We start from the raw sequence: 18,178 nt of genomic DNA on the forward strand, positions 1-18,178 counted from the left end.
TCTTGGTGTGTGGCGAGTGTGGGGCCGGCGCTGCCCGGAACCTTATCCATGGGCGACATGGTGCAATCTGTTCCCGACGCGCAACCCCCGGCGGTTGGGGGCTGGTCGCGATAAGTATGCCGATGTCGCGGATAGGTAAACGGGCGGTTCACGCTATACGCAGAATCGCCACATGAAGGCCGACAGTCGGCCGTGGAGAACAGCATGTCCAACAGCTTCCTGAATCCGGTCACCACCCAGACCTGGGCCAATGGCCGACACATCGTCCGTTGCGTCAAAGTCATCCAGGAAACCTGGGACGTACGCACCTTCTGCTTCATGGCCGACCAGCCGATCCTGTTCTTCTTCAAGCCTGGGCAGTTTGTAACCCTGGAGCTGGAAATCGACGGTCAGCCGATCATGCGTTCGTACACCATTTCCAGTTCGCCGTCGGTGCCGTACAGCTTCTCGGTGACCATCAAGCGCGTGCCGGGCGGCAAGGTTTCCAACTGGTTGCACGACACCCTGCATGAAGGTCAGGAGCTGGCGGTGCACGGGCCGGTCGGGCTGTTCAATGCCATCGACTTCCCGAGCCCGAAAGTGCTGTATCTCAGCGGCGGCGTGGGGATCACCCCGTGCATGTCGATGGCGCGCTGGTTCTACGACACCAACGCCAATGTCGACATGACCTTTATCCACAGCGCCCGTTCGCCGAAAGACATCATTTACCACCGCGAGCTGGAGCACATGGCGTCGCGGATCGACAACTTCAGCTTGCACCTGATCTGCGAGAAACACGGGCTGGGCGAGCCGTGGGCCGGCTATCGCGGCTACCTCAATCACAAGATGCTGGAGCTGATGGTTCCCGACTTCCTTGAGCGCGAAGTGTTCTGCTGCGGCCCGACGCCGTACATGACCGCCGTCAAGCGCCTGCTCGAAGCCGCCGGCTACGACATGTCGCGTTATCACGAGGAATCCTTCGGCGCCACGCCACCGGAAGCTCGCGCCGACGCGGTGGAGCAAGCCGAACAGGCCGCCGAGGCACCGGAAATCGATGCGGCGGATCTGCATCAGGTCGAGTTCACGGCTTCCGGCAAGAGCATTCGCGTGGCCCCGGGCGAAACCGTGCATGCGGCGGCGGCCAAGCTGGGCCTGATGATTCCGAAAGCTTGCGGCATGGGCATTTGCGGCACGTGCAAGGTGATGAAACTGGGCGGCGAAGTGGAGATGGAGCACAACGGCGGGATTACCGAGGACGACGAGGCGGAAGGGTACATTCTGTCGTGCTGCAGCGTGCCTAAAGGCGACGTCAGAATCGAATTCTGAGCCGGATCCCTGTAGGAGCTGCCGAAGGCTGCGATCTTTTGATCTTAAAAGCAAGATCAAAAGATCGCAGCCTTCGGCAGCTCCTACAGGGGGGATTCAATCCACGAACAAGTCAGGCATCAGGGTTGCATTACTGTCCGGATCAAATCGGTAGTGATCGAATTCGGTCACGCCGTTCTCGCGCAAAATCTCCTCATCAATCAGCAGTCGTCCAGTGATCTGCCGCTGGCTGCTATTCAGAATCACATGCGCCGCATCCGCCATGATCGAAGGCAGGCGCGCATGCTTGAACGACTCGCGGTTCCCCAGCTGAAACTCGATCGCCGCCGTGGCAATCATCGTCTGCGGCCACAGCGAATTGACGCTGATGCCGTAACTGGCGAATTCCTCGCTCATGCCCACCGTCAGCATGCTCATGCCGTATTTGGTCACGGTGTAGGGGCTGTACTGGGCGAACCATTTGCTCGCCAGGTTCAGCGGCGGCGACAGGTTGAGGATGTGTCCGGCGGATTTCTTCAGATAGGGCAGGGCGGCCTGGCTGCATAGCAGCACCGCACGGGTGTTGATCTGGTGCATCAGGTCGAATCGCTTGAGTTCGATGTGTTGCACACCGGTCAATTTGATCGCCCCGGCATTGTTCACCAGCGCATCGATGCCACCGAAATGCGCGTTGGCCTGGGCCAGTGCACGGCGCACCGCATCTTCATCGCGGACGTCCAGTTGCAGCGCCAAGGCGTTGCCGCCGGCCGCTTCGACTTCTGCGGCGACGCTGTGGATGGTGCCCGGCAATTTCGGATGGGCTTCGGCGCTCTTGGCCGCAATCACGATATTGGCCCCGTCCTTCGCGGCCCGCAGCGCAATCTCACGCCCGATGCCACGGCTGGCGCCGGTGATGAACAGGGTTTTGCCTTGTAGCGACATGCCGATGCTCCTGCTTGTTGTTATGTGAGCGGAGGGCTCGACAGACAATGTAGACCAAGCAGCTGTCGCGATAGGGATGGGCGGTGATGACTTGTGGTGAGGGGATTCATCCCCGATGGGTTGCGCAGCAGCCCCAAAACCTATGAACGCGATCTACCAGTAAGACCGCTATCTCAGGATTCACGACTGCTGCGCAGCCGATCGGGGATGAATCCCCTCGCCACAGGGGATCAACTCATTACCGGAGATCCCCTCACCCAGAAGATCATTTGCCAAGAAATCAGGCGGACATGACTTCGCGGATGTCGCGCGCCAGTTCGCGCACGCGTTCTTCTTCGGTGTCCCACGAGCACATGAAACGCGCGCCGCCCTTGCCGATGAAGGTGTAGAAGCGCCAGTTCTTGGCGGTCAGCGCGGCGATGGCCGGTTCCGAGAGTTGCAGGAACACGCCGTTGGCCTGCACCGGGAACATCAGTTCCACACCCGGGATGTCGCTGACCAGCTCGGCCAGCAGTTGCGCGCAGTGGTTGGCGTGGCGGGCGTATTTGAGCCACGCATCGTTTTCGAGGATGCCGACCCACGGTGCCGACAGGAAGCGCATTTTCGACGCCAGTTGCCCGGCCTGTTTGCAGCGGTAATCGAAGTCTTCGGCCAGTTTGTGGTTGAAGAACAGGATTGCCTCACCCACCGCCATGCCGTTTTTGGTGCCGCCGAAGCACAACACATCGACGCCGGCTTTCCAGGTCAGGTCGGCTGGCGAGCAGCCGAGGAACGCGCAGGCGTTGGAGAAGCGCGCGCCGTCCATGTGCAGGTGCAGGCCCAGTTCCTTGCAGGTGGCGCTGATGGCGCGGACTTCTTCCGGGGTATAGACGCTGCCGACTTCAGTGGCCTGGGTCAGGGTCACGACCCGTGGTTTCGGGTAGTGGATGTCCTGGCGCTTGAGCGCGACTTCGCGGATCGACTGCGGGGTGATCTTGCCGTTTTCGGTGCCGGCGATCAGCAGTTTCGAGCCGTTGGAGAAGAATTCCGGGGCGCCGCATTCATCGGTTTCGACGTGGGCGGTTTCCGAGCAGATCACGCTGTGGTAACTCTGGCACAGCGACGACAGCGCCAGCGAGTTGGCGGCGGTGCCGTTGAACGCGAAGAACACCTCGCAGTCGGTTTCGAACAGCTTGCGGAAATGGTCGGCCGCGCGTGCGGTCCATTCATCGTCGCCATAAGCGCGTTGGTGGCCGTGGTTGGCCTGTTCCATGGCGGCCCAAGCTTCGGGGCAGATACCGGAGTAGTTGTCGCTGGCGAATTGTTGGCTCTTGTCGGTCATGGCCGGCTTCCGTGGTCGAGACTCTTGTGAAGGCTCGTGGTCAATGAGGGTGCGCACTTTACCGAAGATCTTCCGGGGAGCACACGGGATGTCACTGTCAGGAAATTACCAGTTTGTTACCCGATTATGCACGTGACTAAACGCGACGGCGCACTCGATCTGCTCAAGTGGCTGGCGCTGCTGAGCATGCTGCTCGATCACCTGCGATATGTCGGGATCAGCGCCGATTGGCTGTATGTGCCGGGGCGCATGGCATTCCCGTGGTTCTGTCTGGCGATGGCGGCGAACCTGGCCCGTGCCGGTGCGCAGAAGACCGAGTGGCGCTATCTGGGCTGGTTGCTGCTGTTCAGCGTGGTCAGTGAAATTCCTTATCGTTTGTACATTCCTGATCCCGACACCTTGAACGTGATGCCCACCCTGGCGCTGGGGTTGCTGGTGGCGCGGGGCTGGCAGGATCGTACGTCGTTGTCGCGGCTTTTGGGCGTGGGCGCCTTGCTGCTGGCGGCGCTGTTTTCGCAGTGGCTGATGTTCGGCGTGTTTGGCGTGCTGTTGCCGCTGGCGCTGCTGTGGGTGATCCGTCGCCCGTGGTATTTCGGCCTGCTGCCGGGGCTGGTGTGTCTGGCGGGCAATCAGTGGCGGGTGCTGTATGAGGCGGCGGAGTTCGGCAACTACGTGGCGGTGTTTGGTATCGCGGCGTGTCTGTTTGCGCCAATGCTCGGGGTGTTCCTGTTGCGACACGCGCGACATCTCCAGCCGCCACCGATGCGGCGCTGGGGCTACGCCCTCTATCCTGCACATTTCCTCTTGCTGCTACTTATCCGCGAAGTCGCCGCATAACCGTGTGGGAGCTGGCTTGCCAGCGATAGCGGTGGGTCAGCCGTCATCAATACCAGATGTGCTATCGCCATCGCTGGCAAGCCAGCTCCCACAGGGTTCTTCAGTGTTTTCGAGATCGAGTCTGGCAAGACCATTTCGAGTCATGTCGTAAACGCACCTTTGTGTGGCGTCCGTAGGCATCTGGGCTGTCTGCGCCGGCCATACCATCGCATCAAAGGGCACCTCCGCAAGCCGCGTGCCTGACCAAGACGAAATGGCGCACCGACGCCGCTGGGAGAGACGCGATGTTCAGCAAGCAAGACCAGATCCAGGGTTACGACGATGCACTGCTGGCGGCGATGAATGCCGAGGAGCAACGTCAGGAAGATCACATCGAGCTGATCGCGTCGGAGAACTACACCAGCAAACGCGTGATGCAAGCGCAGGGCAGCGGCCTGACCAACAAATACGCCGAAGGTTATCCGGGCAAGCGCTACTACGGTGGCTGCGAGCATGTGGATAAAGTCGAAGCGCTGGCCATCGAACGCGCCAAGCAACTGTTCGGTGCCGATTACGCCAACGTCCAGCCGCACTCCGGTTCCTCGGCCAACAGCGCCGTGTATCTGGCACTGATCCAGCCGGGCGACACCATTCTCGGTATGAGCCTCGCTCATGGCGGTCACCTGACCCACGGCGCGAAAGTCTCGTCCTCGGGCAAGCTGTACAACGCGGTGCAGTACGGGATCAACACCGACACCGGGCTGATCGATTACGACGAAGTCGAGCGTCTGGCCGTCGAGTGCAAGCCGAAGATGATCGTTGCCGGTTTCTCTGCTTATTCGAAGACGCTGGACTTCCCGCGCTTCCGCCAGATCGCCGACAAGGTCGGTGCGCTGCTGTTCGTCGACATGGCCCACGTCGCCGGTCTGGTCGCTGCTGGCCTGTACCCGAACCCGCTGCCGTACGCCGACGTGGTCACCACCACTACCCACAAGACCCTGCGCGGTCCACGTGGCGGTCTGATCCTGGCCAAGTCCAACGAAGAAATCGAGAAAAAGCTCAACGCCGCGGTATTCCCCGGCGCCCAGGGCGGCCCGCTGATGCACGTCATCGCCGGTAAAGCGGTGTGCTTCAAGGAAGCGCTGGAGCCCGGCTTCAAGGCCTATCAGCAACAAGTGATTGATAACGCCAAGGCCATGGCCAGCGTGTTTATCAAACGTGGCTACGATGTAGTGTCCGGCGGTACCGACAACCACCTGTTCCTGGTCAGCCTGATCCGTCAGGGCCTGACCGGCAAAGATGCTGACGCCGCCCTTGGCCGCGCGCACATCACCGTCAACAAGAACGCCGTACCGAACGACCCACAGTCGCCGTTCGTGACCTCGGGCCTGCGCATCGGCACCCCGGCCGTCACCACGCGTGGCTTCAAGGTCGCCCAGTGCGAAGCGCTGGCCGGCTGGATCTGCGACATCCTCGACAACCTCGGTGACGCCGACGTTGAAGCGAATGTGGCCAAGAACGTCGCGGCACTGTGCGCCGACTACCCGGTTTATCGCTGAGCGGTTTGGAGTAAATGACTATGCAACGCTATTCGGGCTTCGGCCTCTTCAAACACTCCCTCAGCCACCACGAGAACTGGCAGCGCATGTGGCGCACGCCGACGCCGAAGAAGGTCTACGACGTGGTCATCGTCGGCGGTGGCGGGCACGGTCTGGCGACCGCCTACTACCTGGCGAAAGAGCACGGCATCACCAACGTGGCCGTGGTCGAGAAGGGCTGGCTGGGCGGCGGCAACACCGCGCGCAACACCACCATCGTGCGTTCCAACTACCTGTGGGACGAGTCGGCACACCTGTACGAACACGCGATGAAATTGTGGGAAGGTCTGTCGCAGGATCTGAACTACAACGTGATGTTCTCCCAGCGTGGCGTCTACAACCTGTGCCACACCCTGCAGGACATCCGTGATTCCGAGCGTCGGGTCAGCGCCAACCGCCTCAATGGCGTCGACGGCGAACTGCTCAACGCCAAGCAGGTGGCGGACGAGATCCCGTACCTCGACTGCTCGAAAAACACCCGCTACCCGGTGATGGGCGCGACCGTGCAGCGTCGTGGTGGCGTCGCTCGTCACGACGCCGTGGCCTGGGGCTTTGCCCGTGCCGCCGACGCCTTGGGCGTGGACTTGATCCAGCAGACTGAAGTGATCGGTTTCCGCAAGGAAAACGGCGTGTGCATCGGCGTTGAAACCAATAAGGGTTTCATCGGCGCCAAACGCGTCGGCGTGGTCACCGCCGGTAACTCCGGACACATGGCCAAGCTCGCCGGTTTCCGTCTGCCGATCGAATCTCACCCGCTGCAAGCGCTGGTGTCCGAGCCGATCAAACCGATTATCGACAGCGTGATCATGTCCAACGCCGTGCACGGTTACATCAGCCAGTCCGACAAGGGCGACCTGGTGATCGGCGCCGGTATCGACGGCTACAACGGCTATGGCCAGCGCGGTTCGTACCCGGTGATCGAGCACACCATCCAGGCGATCGTCGAGATGTTCCCGGTGCTGTCGCGGGTGCGCATGAACCGCCAGTGGGGCGGCATCGTCGACACCACGCCGGACGCTTGCCCGATCATTTCGAAAACCCCGGTACCGAACATGTTCTTCAACTGCGGTTGGGGCACCGGCGGCTTCAAAGCCACACCTGGCTCGGGCAACGTGTTTGCCGCGAGTCTGGCCAAGGGTGAAATGCACCCGTTGGCGGCACCGTTCTCCATCGACCGTTTCCACAACGGCGCACTCATCGACGAACACGGCGCTGCTGCCGTCGCCCACTAACAGGAGAAATTCCCATGTTGCATATCTTCTGTCCTCACTGCGGCGAACTGCGCTCCGAAGAGGAATTCCATGCATCCGGTCAGGCGCACATCCCGCGTCCGCTGGATCCGAACGCCTGCACCGATGAAGAGTGGGGCGACTACATGTTCTTCCGCGACAACCCGCGTGGTCTGCACCACGAGCTGTGGGATCACGTCGCCGGCTGCCGCCAGTACTTCAACGTCACCCGCGACACCGTGACCTACGAGATTCTCGAAACCTACAAGATCGGCACCAAGCCGCAATTCACCGACAAGGCTGATACGGCAAAAACAGCCACGACGGCGCTGGGAGAGAAGGTATGAGCCAGACCAATCGCCTGTCCAACGGTGGACGGATCGACCGCAATAAAGTGCTGAGCTTCACCTTCAACGGTCAGAGCTACAAAGGCTTCGAGGGCGACTCCCTGGCCTCGGCACTGATCGCCAACGGCGTCGACATCATCGGCCGCAGCTTCAAGTATTCGCGTCCTCGCGGGATCTTCGCCGCCGGTGCCGAAGAGCCGAACGCGGTGCTGCAGATCGGGGCCACCGAAGCCACGCAGATTCCCAACGTGCGCGCCACGCAACAGGCGCTGTATCAAGGCCTGGTCGCCACCAGCACCAACGGCTGGCCGAGCGTCAACAACGACATGATGGGGATTCTCGGCAAGGTCGGCGGCAAGCTGATGCCGCCGGGTTTCTACTACAAAACTTTCATGTACCCGCAATCGTTCTGGATGACCTACGAGAAGTACATTCGCAAGGCTGCAGGGCTTGGCCGTTCGCCGACCGAAGTCGATCCGGACACCTACGACTACATGAACCAGCACTGCGACGTGCTGATCGTCGGCGCCGGCCCTGCCGGTCTCGCCGCGGCCCTGGCGGCTGCGCGCAGTGGGGCGCGGGTGATTCTCGCCGATGAGCAGGAAGAGTTCGGCGGCAGCCTGCTCGATTCTCGCGAAAGCCTCGATGGCAAACCGGCGATCGAGTGGGTGGCCAGCGTTATCGCTGAATTGAAAAACACTCCGGACGTGCTGCTGTTGCCGCGCGCCACGGTCAACGGTTACCACGACCACAATTTCCTGACCATTCACGAACGCCTCACCGATCACCTCGGCGACCGCGCGCCAATCGGTCAGGTGCGTCAGCGCATCCACCGGGTTCGCGCCAAGCGTGTGGTGCTGGCGACCGGCGCCCACGAGCGTCCGCTGGTCTACGGCAACAACGACGTGCCGGGCAACATGCTCGCCGGTGCGGTCTCGACTTACGTGCGCCGTTACGGTGTGGCACCGGGCAAGAAGCTGGTGCTGACCACCAACAACGATCACGCCTATCGCGTTGCGCTGGATTGGCTCGACGCCAGCCTGCAAGTGGTGGCCATCGCCGATGCACGGAGCAATCCGCGTGGTGCACTGGTAGAAGAAGCCCGTGCCAAAGGCATTCGCATCCTCACCGGCAGCGCCGTGATCGAGGCCCGTGGCAGCAAGCGCGTCACCGCAGCCCGCGTTGCCGCAATTGACGTCAAAGCGCACACCGTGACCAGCCCGGGCGAATGGCTCGACTGCGACGTGATCGCCAGTTCCGGCGGTTACAGCCCGGTGGTGCACCTGGCTTCGCACCTCGGTGGCAAGCCGATCTGGCGCGAAGACATCCTCGGTTTCGTACCGGGCGAAGCACCGCAGAAACGTGTGTGTGTCGGCGGCATCAACGGTGTTTACGGCCTCGGAGATTCGCTGGCCGATGGTTTCGAAGGTGGCGCACGCGCTGCCAGTGAAGCCGGTTTTGCGGTGGTCGAAGGCACGCTGCCAAAAGCGCTGAGCCGTCTCGAAGAAGCGACCCTGGCGCTGTTCCAGGTGCCGCACGAGAAGGGTACTTCGCGGGCGCCGAAGCAATTCGTCGACCTGCAGAACGACGTCACCGCCGCCGCCATCGAACTGGCGACCCGCGAAGGTTTCGAGTCGGTCGAACACGTCAAACGCTACACCGCGCTGGGCTTCGGCACCGATCAGGGCAAACTCGGCAACGTCAACGGCCTGGCCATCGCCGCCCGTTCGCTGAACGTGACCATCCCGCAGATGGGCACCACGATGTTCCGCCCCAACTACACGCCGGTAACCTTCGGCGCCGTGGCCGGTCGTCACTGTGGGCACATCTTCGAGCCGGTGCGCTACACCGCGCTGCATCAATGGCACCTGAAAAACGGCGCCGAGTTTGAAGACGTCGGCCAGTGGAAGCGTCCATGGTATTTCCCGAAGAACGGCGAAGACATGCACGCGGCGGTGAAGCGCGAATGCAAAGCCGTGCGCGACAGCGTCGGCCTGCTCGACGCTTCGACCCTCGGCAAGATCGACATTCAAGGCCCGGATGCCCGTGAGTTCCTCAACCGCGTGTACACCAACGCCTGGACCAAGCTCGACGTGGGCAAGGCGCGTTACGGCCTGATGTGCAAAGAAGACGGCATGGTCTTCGACGACGGCGTCACGGCCTGCCTGGCCGACAACCATTTCGTCATGACCACCACCACGGGCGGCGCCGCGCGCGTGCTGCAATGGCTGGAGCTGTACCACCAGACCGAATGGCCGGAGATGAAGGTGTACTTCACCTCGGTCACCGACCACTGGGCGACCATGACCCTGTCCGGCCCGAACAGCCGCAAGCTGCTCAGTGCCGTGACCGACATCGACCTGGCCAACGAAGCGTTCCCGTTCATGACCTGGAAAGAGGGTCTGGTCGGCGGTGTGCCGGCGCGGGTGTTCCGTATCTCGTTCACCGGTGAGCTGTCGTACGAAGTCAACGTCCAGGCCGACTACGCGATGGGCGTGCTGGAGAAAATCGTCGAGGCCGGCAAACAGTACAACCTGACCCCGTACGGCACTGAAACCATGCACGTCCTGCGCGCCGAGAAGGGTTTCATCATCGTCGGTCAGGACACCGACGGCTCGATGACCCCGGACGACCTGAACATGGGCTGGTGCGTCGGTCGCACCAAACCGTTCTCGTGGATCGGCCAGCGCGGCATGAATCGCGAAGACTGCGTGCGTGATCAGCGCAAACAACTGGTGGGTCTGAAGCCGATCGACCCGAACGTCTGGCTGCCGGAAGGTGCGCAACTGGTGTTCAACACCAAGCAGGCGATCCCGATGACCATGGTCGGCCACGTGACCTCCAGCTACGCGCACAACTCCCTCGGCTATTCGTTTGCCATGGGTGTGGTCAAGGGCGGTCTGAAGCGCATGGGCGAGCGGGTGTTTGCACCGCTGGCCGATGGCAGCGTGATCGAGGCAGAGATCGTTTCTTCGGTGTTCTTCGATCCGAAGGGGGATCGGCAGAACATCTGACAGCTTCGAACCCTGTGGTGTGGCGGATATCGCCTTCGCGAGCAAGCTCGCTCCCACAGGTTTCGGGTTGTTAATGGAATTTGTGTCAGGCATCAGTCCCCTGTGGGAGCGAGCTTGCTCGCGAAGGCGGCAGTGCAGCCACCACAAGGACCGGACCAACAGAATTGAGATAGGTGCTTTATGACCACAGCCAACGTGTACCAACAACGCCCGACCACCGGTGCCCGTGCCGAGTCGTCGCTGCACCATGCCGACCTCGCCAGCTTGGTCGGCAAGGGTCGCAAGAACGCCGGCGTCATCGTGCGTGAAAAGAAACTCCTCGGTCACCTGACCATTCGTGGCGATGGCCACGATGCCGCGTTCGCCGCCGGCGTGCACAAGGCCCTCGGCATTGAGTTGCCCGGCGCCCTGAGCGTGATCGTCAAAGGCGAAACCAGCCTGCAATGGATGGGCCCGGACGAGTGGCTGCTGATCGTGCCAGGCGGTGAAGAATTCGCCGCCGAACAGAAACTGCGCGAAGCGCTGGGCGACCTGCACATCGCAATCGTCAACGTCAGCGGCGGCCAGCAAGTGCTCGAACTGAGCGGGCCGAACGTGCGTCAGGTGCTGATGAAATCCACCAGCTACGACGTGCACCCGAACAACTTCCCGGTCGGCAAAGCCGTGGGCACGGTGTTCGCCAAGTCGCAGCTGATGATTCGCCACACCGCCGAAGACACCTGGGAACTGCTGATCCGCCGCAGCTTCTCGGATTACTGGTGGTTGTGGTTGCAGGATGCTTCGGCCGAGTACGGCCTGAGCGTTCAGGCCTGACCTGTTGTGACTGCTTTGTGGTGACGGGATTCATCCCCGATGGGCGGCGAAGCCGCCCCAGACCAGCCACCGCGTTTATCAGGTAGATCGTATACATAGGTTTTGCGACTGCTTCGCAGCCGATCGGGGATAAATCCCCTCACCACAAAAGCAGTTCAGTGTAGGTCAGCCCAGTACAGAGTTCACTCTGCTCACAGATGTTGAAACAGGAGTCACCGCACCATGAGCCGCGCACCAGACACATGGATTCTGACCGCCGACTGCCCCAGCGTGCTCGGCACGGTGGACGCGGTGACGCGTTTTCTGTTCGAGCAGGGTTGCTACGTCACCGAGCACCATTCGTTCGATGACCGGCTCTCGGGCCGTTTCTTCATTCGCGTGGAATTCCGTCAGCCCGACGGTTTCGACGAGCAGTCCTTCCGCGCCGGCCTCGCCGAGCGCGGAGAGGCATTCGGCATGGTCTTCGAGCTGACCGCGCCGAACTACCGGCCGAAAGTGGTGATCATGGTCTCCAAGGCCGATCACTGCCTCAACGATTTGCTCTACCGCCAGCGCATCGGCCAGTTGTCGATGGACGTGGCGGCGGTGGTGTCCAACCACCCGGATCTCAAGCCGCTGGCCGACTGGCACCAGATTCCCTACTACCATTTCCCCCTCGACCCCAACGACAAGCCGTCGCAGGAGCGTCAGGTGTGGCAGGTGATCGAAGAGTCCGGCGCCGAACTGGTGATCCTCGCCCGCTACATGCAGGTGCTGTCACCGGAGTTGTGCCGCAAGCTCGATGGCAAGGCGATCAACATCCATCACTCGTTGCTGCCGGGGTTCAAGGGTGCCAAACCCTATCACCAGGCCTACAACAAGGGCGTGAAACTGGTCGGCGCCACGGCGCACTACATCAACAACGACCTCGATGAAGGGCCGATCATCGCCCAGGGTGTCGAGGCGGTGGATCACAGTCATTACCCGGAAGATTTGATCGCCAAGGGGCGTGATATCGAGGGCCTGACTTTGGCCCGGGCCGTGGGTTATCACATCGAAAGAAGGGTGTTTTTGAACGCCAACAGAACCGTTGTTCTTTAGATCGCCATCGCTGGCAAGCCAGCTCCCACAGGGATTTGTGTCGTACACAATTTTTGAGTTCCACCCGAAACCTATGGGAGCTGGCTTGCCAGCGATGAGGCCATAACAGGCAACACAACAATCAGCATCTGTACCCGAGCACTTAACGCGCTGCCTGCCTGGGCAACGCGGTTCCATAAAAACAACAGCGAGGTGAAAGCATGTCTGGCAATCGTGGTGTGGTGTATCTCGGCGCTGGCAAGGTCGAAGTACAGAAAATCGACTATCCGAAAATGCAGGACCCGCGTGGCAGGAAGATCGAGCACGGGGTGATCCTGCGTGTGGTGTCCACCAACATTTGTGGCTCCGACCAGCACATGGTGCGCGGCCGGACCACGGCGCAGACCGGTCTGGTGCTGGGCCATGAAATCACTGGCGAAGTGATCGAGAAGGGTTCCGACGTCGAGAACCTGAAAATCGGCGACCTGGTCTCCGTACCGTTCAACGTGGCTTGCGGGCGCTGCCGTTCCTGCAAGGAGCAACACACCGGCGTCTGCCTGACCGTCAACCCGGCCCGCGCCGGCGGTGCTTACGGTTATGTCGACATGGGCGACTGGACCGGCGGCCAGGCTGAATACGTGCTGGTGCCGTACGCCGACTTCAACCTGCTGAAACTGCCGGATCGCGACAAGGCCATGGAGAAAATCCGCGACCTGACCTGTCTCTCCGACATTCTGCCGACCGGCTATCACGGTGCGGTGACGGCGGGCGTTGGCCCGGGCAGCACCGTGTACATCGCGGGCGCCGGCCCGGTCGGTCTGGCCGCTGCGGCCTCGGCGCGCTTGCTGGGCGCGGCGGTGGTGATCATCGGCGACGTCAACACCATCCGCCTGGCGCACGCCAAGGCTCAGGGTTTTGAAGTGGTCGACCTGTCCAAGGACACGCCGCTGCACGAGCAGATCGCCGCACTGCTGGGCGAACCGGAAGTCGATTGCGCGGTGGACTGCGTGGGCTTCGAAGCGCGCGGCCACGGGCATGACGGGGTGAAAGCCGAAGCGCCGGCCACCGTGCTCAACTCGCTGATGGGCGTGGTGCGCGTGGCGGGCAAGATCGGTATTCCGGGCCTGTACGTGACCGAAGATCCGGGTGCCGTGGACGCCGCCGCAAAAATGGGCAGCCTGAGCATCCGCTTCGGTCTGGGCTGGGCCAAATCCCACAGCTTCCACACCGGCCAGACCCCGGTGATGAAATACAACCGCCAGCTGATGCAGGCGATCATGTGGGACCGCATCAACATCGCCGAAGTGGTGGGTGTGCAAGTCATCAGCCTCGACCAGGCGCCGGAAGGTTACGGCGAGTTCGATGCCGGTGTGCCGAAGAAGTTTGTGATCGATCCGCATCGGTTGTTCAGTGCGGCGTAAGTTTTACGCATAGGAATAGGCAACCCGATGGGTTGCCTTTTTTGAGTAACCAAACTATTTAAATGCGCACTTGCTGGCATCGCCGTCAGCGGTTGCACAATCTTCACCTTTCCAATTGCTTCCGGTGGCTTTTACCGGAACGCCGAGCCGCAGGCCCGAAGACGCACCCATATCGTTCTTGCCTTCATATCGGCAGATGACAACCGAATCGGCTGTGTCTTTGTCTTTAAGGCGTGCTGAGGTAAAGGTGAGATCTTCAGCGTCTTGAGAGTGAGTGATCGACACCGTCGGGCAAGTGGCTGCGTAAGCGGTGCTCATCATGGCCAGGCTGATTACGATGCCCGTGGCAATTGTCAGCTTCATCATTTGTACTCCGTTACATAAATGGGAGCCGCAATGATCGCGTGCATGATTAGTAACGCCTACTGTCAGATCTGACAGGTTCATGGATCGTTTTGAAATATCGATTAGCCTGACGCGCAACCAACGGGCCTAAAAGATCGCAGCCTTCGCCAGCTCCTACAGGGATCGATGTAGGAGCTGCCGAAGGCTGCGATTTTTTGATTTTTGCAATCAGAGGGCTGCCAAAGCGCCTTGGTAAAGCACCGGCCCGGTCGGCTGTCCGCTCGGCGAACCACCTTTCGGCTCCAGACTCACCGCCAGCGCAATCGGCTGGCCGATCAAGGCTTTCTGCGCCGCGCTCAGTTCAACCTTGCCTTTGCCGCCTGCAGGAATCACCCCCAGCGAAATCGGCTTGCCATCGGCGGGTATCGCCCACAGTTCCAGGCTGCGATCTGGCCCGACTGCCGCCAATGTCAGCGGTTCGACCTGCAGATAGTCCGCATGCGCCTCGACCTTCAGCGCCGGTTGCGCGTCGGCGCTCAGCAGGGTGGCGCGGTAGCGGGCGTCGTCGCGGTTGTACAGGGAACCGAGGAACACCAGCACCACGATCGAACACAGCGCGGCAGTGACCCGCAGCCAGTTCCAGAACGGACGTTTTTCCGGGACGTGCAGTACTTGCGGTTCGATGCGCGCAGTGATGCCTTGCCACACCCGATCCGGCACCGGTTGCTCTGGAACCGCGTCGGTCAGGCTGGCAAGGCTTTCCTGCCAGTGAGCGAGTTCTGTGCGCAGTGCTGCATCGTCCAGCAGCAATTGTTCAAAGCGCCGACGCGCCGCCGCCGACATCAGGCCGATGGCGTAATCGGCAGCGAGGGCGCGGCGCAGGGCAGGGGTCTGGTAGTTCATGATTCAAGGCACCTGCGCAGACGTTCCATGCCACGGCGAATCCACGATTTCACCGAACCCAGCGGCGCGGCCAGGTGTTCGGCGAGTTCCGAGCAGGACAGGCCCTGAAAGTAGGCGACGCTGATCGACTGGCGCTGCATGCCGTCGAGGGTGTCGAGGCAACGGTGCAACGCGCTGGCTTCGCGGCTGCTGTTCAACAGGTCGTGGGCCGAAGGGCCTTCGTCCGGCAGGGTGGCCTGTTCGAAGTCGGTCAGCGGCCGGTCACGCTGTTTGCGTAACTGGTCGATGGCCTGGTGGCGAGTGATGTTGATCATCCAGGTCAGCGGCGCCGACAAATGGGCTTCGTAGCGCGAGGCGTTGTTCCAGATGCGCACGAAGCTTTCCTGCAGCACGTCCTCGGCCAGATCTGCCCGGCCCATGAAACGCAAGGCGACACCGTGCAAGCGCGGGCCGACGCTGCGATAGAGGGTTTCGAATGCACGCCGATCGCCCAGTGAACACTGGGCCAACAACTGGCGCAACTGATCGGTGTCGGCGGTGGAAATGACGGTTCTCCAGGCAATGGGCGGACGACGAGGGCGCTGCTCGGGCTGTTCACAGGCTAGTTCAGCGACAGCGCTTGTGCCATTCATCTCGGGTTATCCACGGTTTCACGTTTTATATACGTGGCTATCCTGAAAATGGATGCGCCAGCGAGGAACATGCCGGCGCAAACCCGGTCAAACCGGCAGTTTTGCCGCCCATAAGCGGGCGGTTACCACAGCGCAAGAGGATGTCTGAATGAAGATTTCACGCGGTATGGCCTTGGCTTCACTGATGACCCTTGCAGCGAGCCCGGTGTTTGCCGGTTTCAGCTTGAACGATGTCGCCGGTGCAGTCTCGGGTATGCAAGGGGGTGAAAAGGCTGCCGCCGCTGCACCGACTTCGGAAACCGCTGGATTGCTGAGTGCCTTGAGTGCGCTGAACGTCACGCCCCAGCAAGCTGTAGGGGGAACCAGTGCGATGTTGGGCCTGGCCAAGAACCAATTGAGCAGCACCGATTATTCGCAGTTGGCCAAAGAAGTGCCGGGCATCGACAAACTGTCGGGCGGTAGCGGCAATCTGGCGGCATTGAGCGGGTTGCTGGGCTCGTCGGGCAAGTCAGCCGGGTTGGAAAATGCGCTGGGCAACGTCAAGACCACCAGCGACCTGAACAACGCTTTCAGTGCGCTGGGCATGGACAGCGGCATGGTTGGCCAGTTTGCCCCGGTGATCCTGCAATACCTGGGTCAACAGGGTGTTGGCGGTTCGCTGTTGAGCAGTCTGGGCAACATCTGGGGCGCCGGCAGCGGCAGCTGATTCAGCCGCGCTCACCGCGCAGTTCGCTGATGCGCTGATCCTTCTCGGTCCAGAGCTGGTTGACCCAGTTCTGGACCTGCTGGCGAAACTGCGGATCGTTCTCGTAATCGCCCTGCGACAGCGCCGGGTCGAGTTCGCGGGTCTGGATGTCGACGATCACCCGCGGCACGCTGCCGCTGATCAGATCCCAGAACCCGGGAATGTTCTCCTGTGGATAAACCACGGTCACGTCGAGCAGCGCATCCAGCTGCTCCCCCATCGCCGCCAGCACAAACGCCACGCCACCGGCCTTGGGTTTGAGCAGGTGCCTGAACGGTGACTGCTGCTGCGCGCTTTTCGCCGCGGTGTAGCGAGTACCTTCCAGATAATTCACGACCGTTACCGGCTGGCGCTTGAACAGCTCGCAGGCCTGTTTGGTGATTTCCAGATCCTTGCCCGCCAGCTCCGGATGCTTCGCCAGAAACGCCTTGCTGTAGCGCTTCATGAACGGGTAATCCAGCGCCCACCACGCCAGACCAAGGAACGGCACCCAGATCAGCTCTTTCTTGAGGAAGAACTTGAAGAACGGCGTGCGCCGGTTGAGGGTCTGGATCAGCGCCGGAATGTCGACCCACGACTGGTGGTTGCTGACCACCAGATACGAGGTGTCACCGCGCAGATCTGCGCCGCCGCGAATGTCCCACTGAGTGGGGATGCACAGACGAAAGATCAGTTTGTCGATTTCCGCCCAGGTCTCGGCAATCCACATCACCGCCCACGAGGCGTAATCGCGCCAGCGCCCTGGCGCAATCAGTTTGAGCAGGGCAAAGACCATCAACGGCCCGATCAGGATCAGGGTGTTGAGCAATAGCAGCAGGGTGACGAAACAGCCGGTGAGCAGGCGGCGCATAAGCAACTCTATGAAGGCGGATGGGCGCGCCATGATAAGTGGCTTCGGGCGACAGGCCAAATCGGCGGTGACGAATGTTTCACTTTTGGGCGGCTATGCTGGAGCCAATTGGTGAGGCTTGTGCTGGCCCCATCGCTGGCAAGCCAGCTCCCACAAGGATCTCCAGTGCATGTGATTTCCGTGAATGGCAGAGAAACCTGTGGGAGCTGGCTTGCCAGCGATGCGATATCAAGGGCGAACGAATTCCTTGATGGCTGTCTAAAATCTCGCGTCTGACGCCCTCATTTTCCAAGGAAGCCCTCTACGTGAAATCCCTCCTTGCACTGTTTGCCCTCGTCGCCCTGCCGGTCATGGCCGCCGAACCGACCCTGTACGGGCGTTATGAATACATCGCGCTGCCGGAAATCGGTGGTGAGGTGCTCAAGGCCAAGATGGACACCGGCGCGCTGACCGCCTCGCTGTCGGCCAAGGACATTGAGACCTTCACCCGCGACGGTGAAAACTGGGTGCGCTTCCGCCTCGGCACCAAGGACGCCAGCAACAAAGTGTACGAGCACAAGATCGCGCGGATCAGCAAGATCAAGAGCCGCTCGGACGAAGAGGACGAGGGCGACAGCACTGAAGTCGCCAAACGCCCGGTGGTCGATCTGGAACTGTGCCTGGGCAACGTCAAGCGTACCGTTGAGGTCAACCTGACCGACCGCAGCAACTTCAACTACCCGCTGCTGATCGGTGCCAAGGCCTTGCGCGAGTTTGGCGCCGCAGTGAACCCGGCGCGGCGTTTCACCGCCGACAAGCCAGACTGCTAAGTGGTCTCATTGACGTAAGGTCAGGCTTGGGGCACCGTTCGCGCACTTAA

Annotated in this window: 17 protein-coding genes; 11 read left to right on the top strand and 6 right to left on the bottom strand. The window is 61.3% G+C overall.

All coding sequences use genetic code 11. The features are described 5' to 3' along the window. Window positions 1–204: 204 nt before the first annotated feature. On the top strand, window positions 205–1,305 hold the full coding sequence (gene gbcB, locus KVQ82_RS03290; protein ID WP_041069889.1) for a glycine-betaine demethylase subunit GbcB: 1,101 nt from the start codon (window positions 205–207) through the stop codon (window positions 1,303–1,305). A 96-nt stretch (window positions 1,306–1,401) separates the two neighbouring features. Here gbcB and KVQ82_RS03295 read toward each other — a convergent pair whose 3' ends face one another. Continuing rightward, on the bottom strand, window positions 1,402–2,226 hold the full coding sequence (locus tag KVQ82_RS03295) for an NAD(P)-dependent oxidoreductase (RefSeq protein WP_222018001.1): 825 nt from the start codon (window positions 2,224–2,226) through the stop codon (window positions 1,402–1,404). Window positions 2,227–2,506: 280 nt separating this feature from the next. Beyond that, entirely contained in the window at window positions 2,507–3,547 is a 1,041-nt protein-coding gene (locus tag KVQ82_RS03300) for a low specificity L-threonine aldolase (protein WP_016772826.1), read from the bottom strand. Between the two features lie 126 nt (window positions 3,548–3,673). On the opposite strand from KVQ82_RS03300, the gene KVQ82_RS03305 reads away from it, so the two are divergent. From KVQ82_RS03305 to fdhA, 8 genes are all read left to right on the top strand, one after another. Continuing rightward, complete coding sequence (locus KVQ82_RS03305) at window positions 3,674–4,384, top strand: TraX family protein (RefSeq protein WP_222018003.1); 711 nt, start codon at window positions 3,674–3,676, stop codon at window positions 4,382–4,384. A gap of 284 nt (window positions 4,385–4,668) precedes the next feature. Next, window positions 4,669–5,922 (top strand): serine hydroxymethyltransferase, encoded by a 1,254-nt coding sequence (gene glyA / locus KVQ82_RS03310; RefSeq protein WP_041069902.1) that lies wholly within the window; start codon window positions 4,669–4,671, stop codon window positions 5,920–5,922. A 20-nt stretch (window positions 5,923–5,942) separates the two neighbouring features. Continuing rightward, window positions 5,943–7,193, top strand: a complete 1,251-nt coding sequence (locus KVQ82_RS03315; protein ID WP_003206307.1) for a sarcosine oxidase subunit beta — start codon at window positions 5,943–5,945, stop codon at window positions 7,191–7,193. Window positions 7,194–7,207: 14 nt separating this feature from the next. Next, a complete protein-coding gene (locus KVQ82_RS03320; RefSeq protein WP_003228964.1) occupies window positions 7,208–7,537 on the top strand; it encodes a sarcosine oxidase subunit delta in 330 nt (109 codons plus the stop codon). Beyond that, window positions 7,534–10,551: a sarcosine oxidase subunit alpha gene (locus KVQ82_RS03325; protein WP_222018005.1), complete on the top strand. Its 3,018-nt coding sequence runs from the start codon at window positions 7,534–7,536 to the stop codon at window positions 10,549–10,551. The genes KVQ82_RS03320 and KVQ82_RS03325 overlap by 4 nt, the downstream gene beginning before the upstream one ends. Window positions 10,552–10,731: 180 nt before the next feature. Further along, window positions 10,732–11,364: a sarcosine oxidase subunit gamma gene (locus KVQ82_RS03330; RefSeq protein WP_222018007.1), complete on the top strand. Its 633-nt coding sequence runs from the start codon at window positions 10,732–10,734 to the stop codon at window positions 11,362–11,364. A gap of 222 nt (window positions 11,365–11,586) precedes the next feature. Beyond that, on the top strand, window positions 11,587–12,444 hold the full coding sequence (gene purU, locus KVQ82_RS03335) for a formyltetrahydrofolate deformylase (RefSeq protein ID WP_097089069.1): 858 nt from the start codon (window positions 11,587–11,589) through the stop codon (window positions 12,442–12,444). A 200-nt stretch (window positions 12,445–12,644) separates the two neighbouring features. Next, window positions 12,645–13,844, top strand: a complete 1,200-nt coding sequence (gene fdhA / locus KVQ82_RS03340) for a formaldehyde dehydrogenase, glutathione-independent (protein WP_027610665.1) — start codon at window positions 12,645–12,647, stop codon at window positions 13,842–13,844. Between the two features lie 54 nt (window positions 13,845–13,898). Here fdhA and KVQ82_RS03345 read toward each other — a convergent pair whose 3' ends face one another. From KVQ82_RS03345 to KVQ82_RS03355, 3 genes are all read right to left on the bottom strand, one after another. Then, window positions 13,899–14,210 (bottom strand): hypothetical protein, encoded by a 312-nt coding sequence (locus KVQ82_RS03345; RefSeq protein WP_108184023.1) that lies wholly within the window; start codon window positions 14,208–14,210, stop codon window positions 13,899–13,901. Between the two features lie 207 nt (window positions 14,211–14,417). Then, entirely contained in the window at window positions 14,418–15,092 is a 675-nt protein-coding gene (locus KVQ82_RS03350) for an anti-sigma factor (protein ID WP_222018009.1), read from the bottom strand. Beyond that, window positions 15,089–15,724, bottom strand: a complete 636-nt coding sequence (locus KVQ82_RS03355) for an RNA polymerase sigma factor (RefSeq protein WP_198759145.1) — start codon at window positions 15,722–15,724, stop codon at window positions 15,089–15,091. The genes KVQ82_RS03350 and KVQ82_RS03355 overlap by 4 nt, the downstream gene beginning before the upstream one ends. 148 nt (window positions 15,725–15,872) lie before the next feature. On the opposite strand from KVQ82_RS03355, the gene KVQ82_RS03360 reads away from it, so the two are divergent. Next, window positions 15,873–16,430 (top strand): DUF2780 domain-containing protein, encoded by a 558-nt coding sequence (locus tag KVQ82_RS03360; protein ID WP_222018010.1) that lies wholly within the window; start codon window positions 15,873–15,875, stop codon window positions 16,428–16,430. Between the two features lies 1 nt (window position 16,431). On the opposite strand, the gene KVQ82_RS03365 is transcribed toward KVQ82_RS03360, so the two are convergent. After that, window positions 16,432–17,319: an acyltransferase gene (locus KVQ82_RS03365; protein ID WP_041069925.1), complete on the bottom strand. Its 888-nt coding sequence runs from the start codon at window positions 17,317–17,319 to the stop codon at window positions 16,432–16,434. Window positions 17,320–17,624: 305 nt separating this feature from the next. On the opposite strand from KVQ82_RS03365, the gene KVQ82_RS03370 reads away from it, so the two are divergent. Next, window positions 17,625–18,128, top strand: a complete 504-nt coding sequence (locus tag KVQ82_RS03370) for an ATP-dependent zinc protease (RefSeq protein WP_041069928.1) — start codon at window positions 17,625–17,627, stop codon at window positions 18,126–18,128. The last annotated feature ends 50 nt before the right edge of the window (window positions 18,129–18,178 follow it).

Source organism: Pseudomonas sp. AO-1 (assembly GCF_019775695.1).
Taxonomy (GTDB): domain Bacteria; phylum Pseudomonadota; class Gammaproteobacteria; order Pseudomonadales; family Pseudomonadaceae; genus Aquipseudomonas; species Aquipseudomonas parakoreensis.

What these genes read in the sequence shown, in the direction of transcription:
- gbcB (WP_041069889.1), top strand. Translation starts at nt 205, where the DNA reads ATGTCCAACAGCTTCCTGAATCCGGTCACCACCCAGACCTGGGCCAAT.
- KVQ82_RS03295 (WP_222018001.1), bottom strand. Translation starts at nt 2,226, where the DNA reads ATGTCGCTACAAGGCAAAACCCTGTTCATCACCGGCGCCAGCCGTGGC.
- KVQ82_RS03300 (WP_016772826.1), bottom strand. Translation starts at nt 3,547, where the DNA reads ATGACCGACAAGAGCCAACAATTCGCCAGCGACAACTACTCCGGTATC.
- KVQ82_RS03305 (WP_222018003.1), top strand. Translation starts at nt 3,674, where the DNA reads ATGCACGTGACTAAACGCGACGGCGCACTCGATCTGCTCAAGTGGCTG.
- glyA (WP_041069902.1), top strand. Translation starts at nt 4,669, where the DNA reads ATGTTCAGCAAGCAAGACCAGATCCAGGGTTACGACGATGCACTGCTG.
- KVQ82_RS03315 (WP_003206307.1), top strand. Translation starts at nt 5,943, where the DNA reads ATGCAACGCTATTCGGGCTTCGGCCTCTTCAAACACTCCCTCAGCCAC.
- KVQ82_RS03320 (WP_003228964.1), top strand. Translation starts at nt 7,208, where the DNA reads ATGTTGCATATCTTCTGTCCTCACTGCGGCGAACTGCGCTCCGAAGAG.
- KVQ82_RS03325 (WP_222018005.1), top strand. Translation starts at nt 7,534, where the DNA reads ATGAGCCAGACCAATCGCCTGTCCAACGGTGGACGGATCGACCGCAAT.
- KVQ82_RS03330 (WP_222018007.1), top strand. Translation starts at nt 10,732, where the DNA reads ATGACCACAGCCAACGTGTACCAACAACGCCCGACCACCGGTGCCCGT.
- purU (WP_097089069.1), top strand. Translation starts at nt 11,587, where the DNA reads ATGAGCCGCGCACCAGACACATGGATTCTGACCGCCGACTGCCCCAGC.
- fdhA (WP_027610665.1), top strand. Translation starts at nt 12,645, where the DNA reads ATGTCTGGCAATCGTGGTGTGGTGTATCTCGGCGCTGGCAAGGTCGAA.
- KVQ82_RS03345 (WP_108184023.1), bottom strand. Translation starts at nt 14,210, where the DNA reads ATGATGAAGCTGACAATTGCCACGGGCATCGTAATCAGCCTGGCCATG.
- KVQ82_RS03350 (WP_222018009.1), bottom strand. Translation starts at nt 15,092, where the DNA reads ATGAACTACCAGACCCCTGCCCTGCGCCGCGCCCTCGCTGCCGATTAC.
- KVQ82_RS03355 (WP_198759145.1), bottom strand. Translation starts at nt 15,724, where the DNA reads ATGAATGGCACAAGCGCTGTCGCTGAACTAGCCTGTGAACAGCCCGAG.
- KVQ82_RS03360 (WP_222018010.1), top strand. Translation starts at nt 15,873, where the DNA reads ATGAAGATTTCACGCGGTATGGCCTTGGCTTCACTGATGACCCTTGCA.
- KVQ82_RS03365 (WP_041069925.1), bottom strand. Translation starts at nt 17,319, where the DNA reads ATGCGCCGCCTGCTCACCGGCTGTTTCGTCACCCTGCTGCTATTGCTC.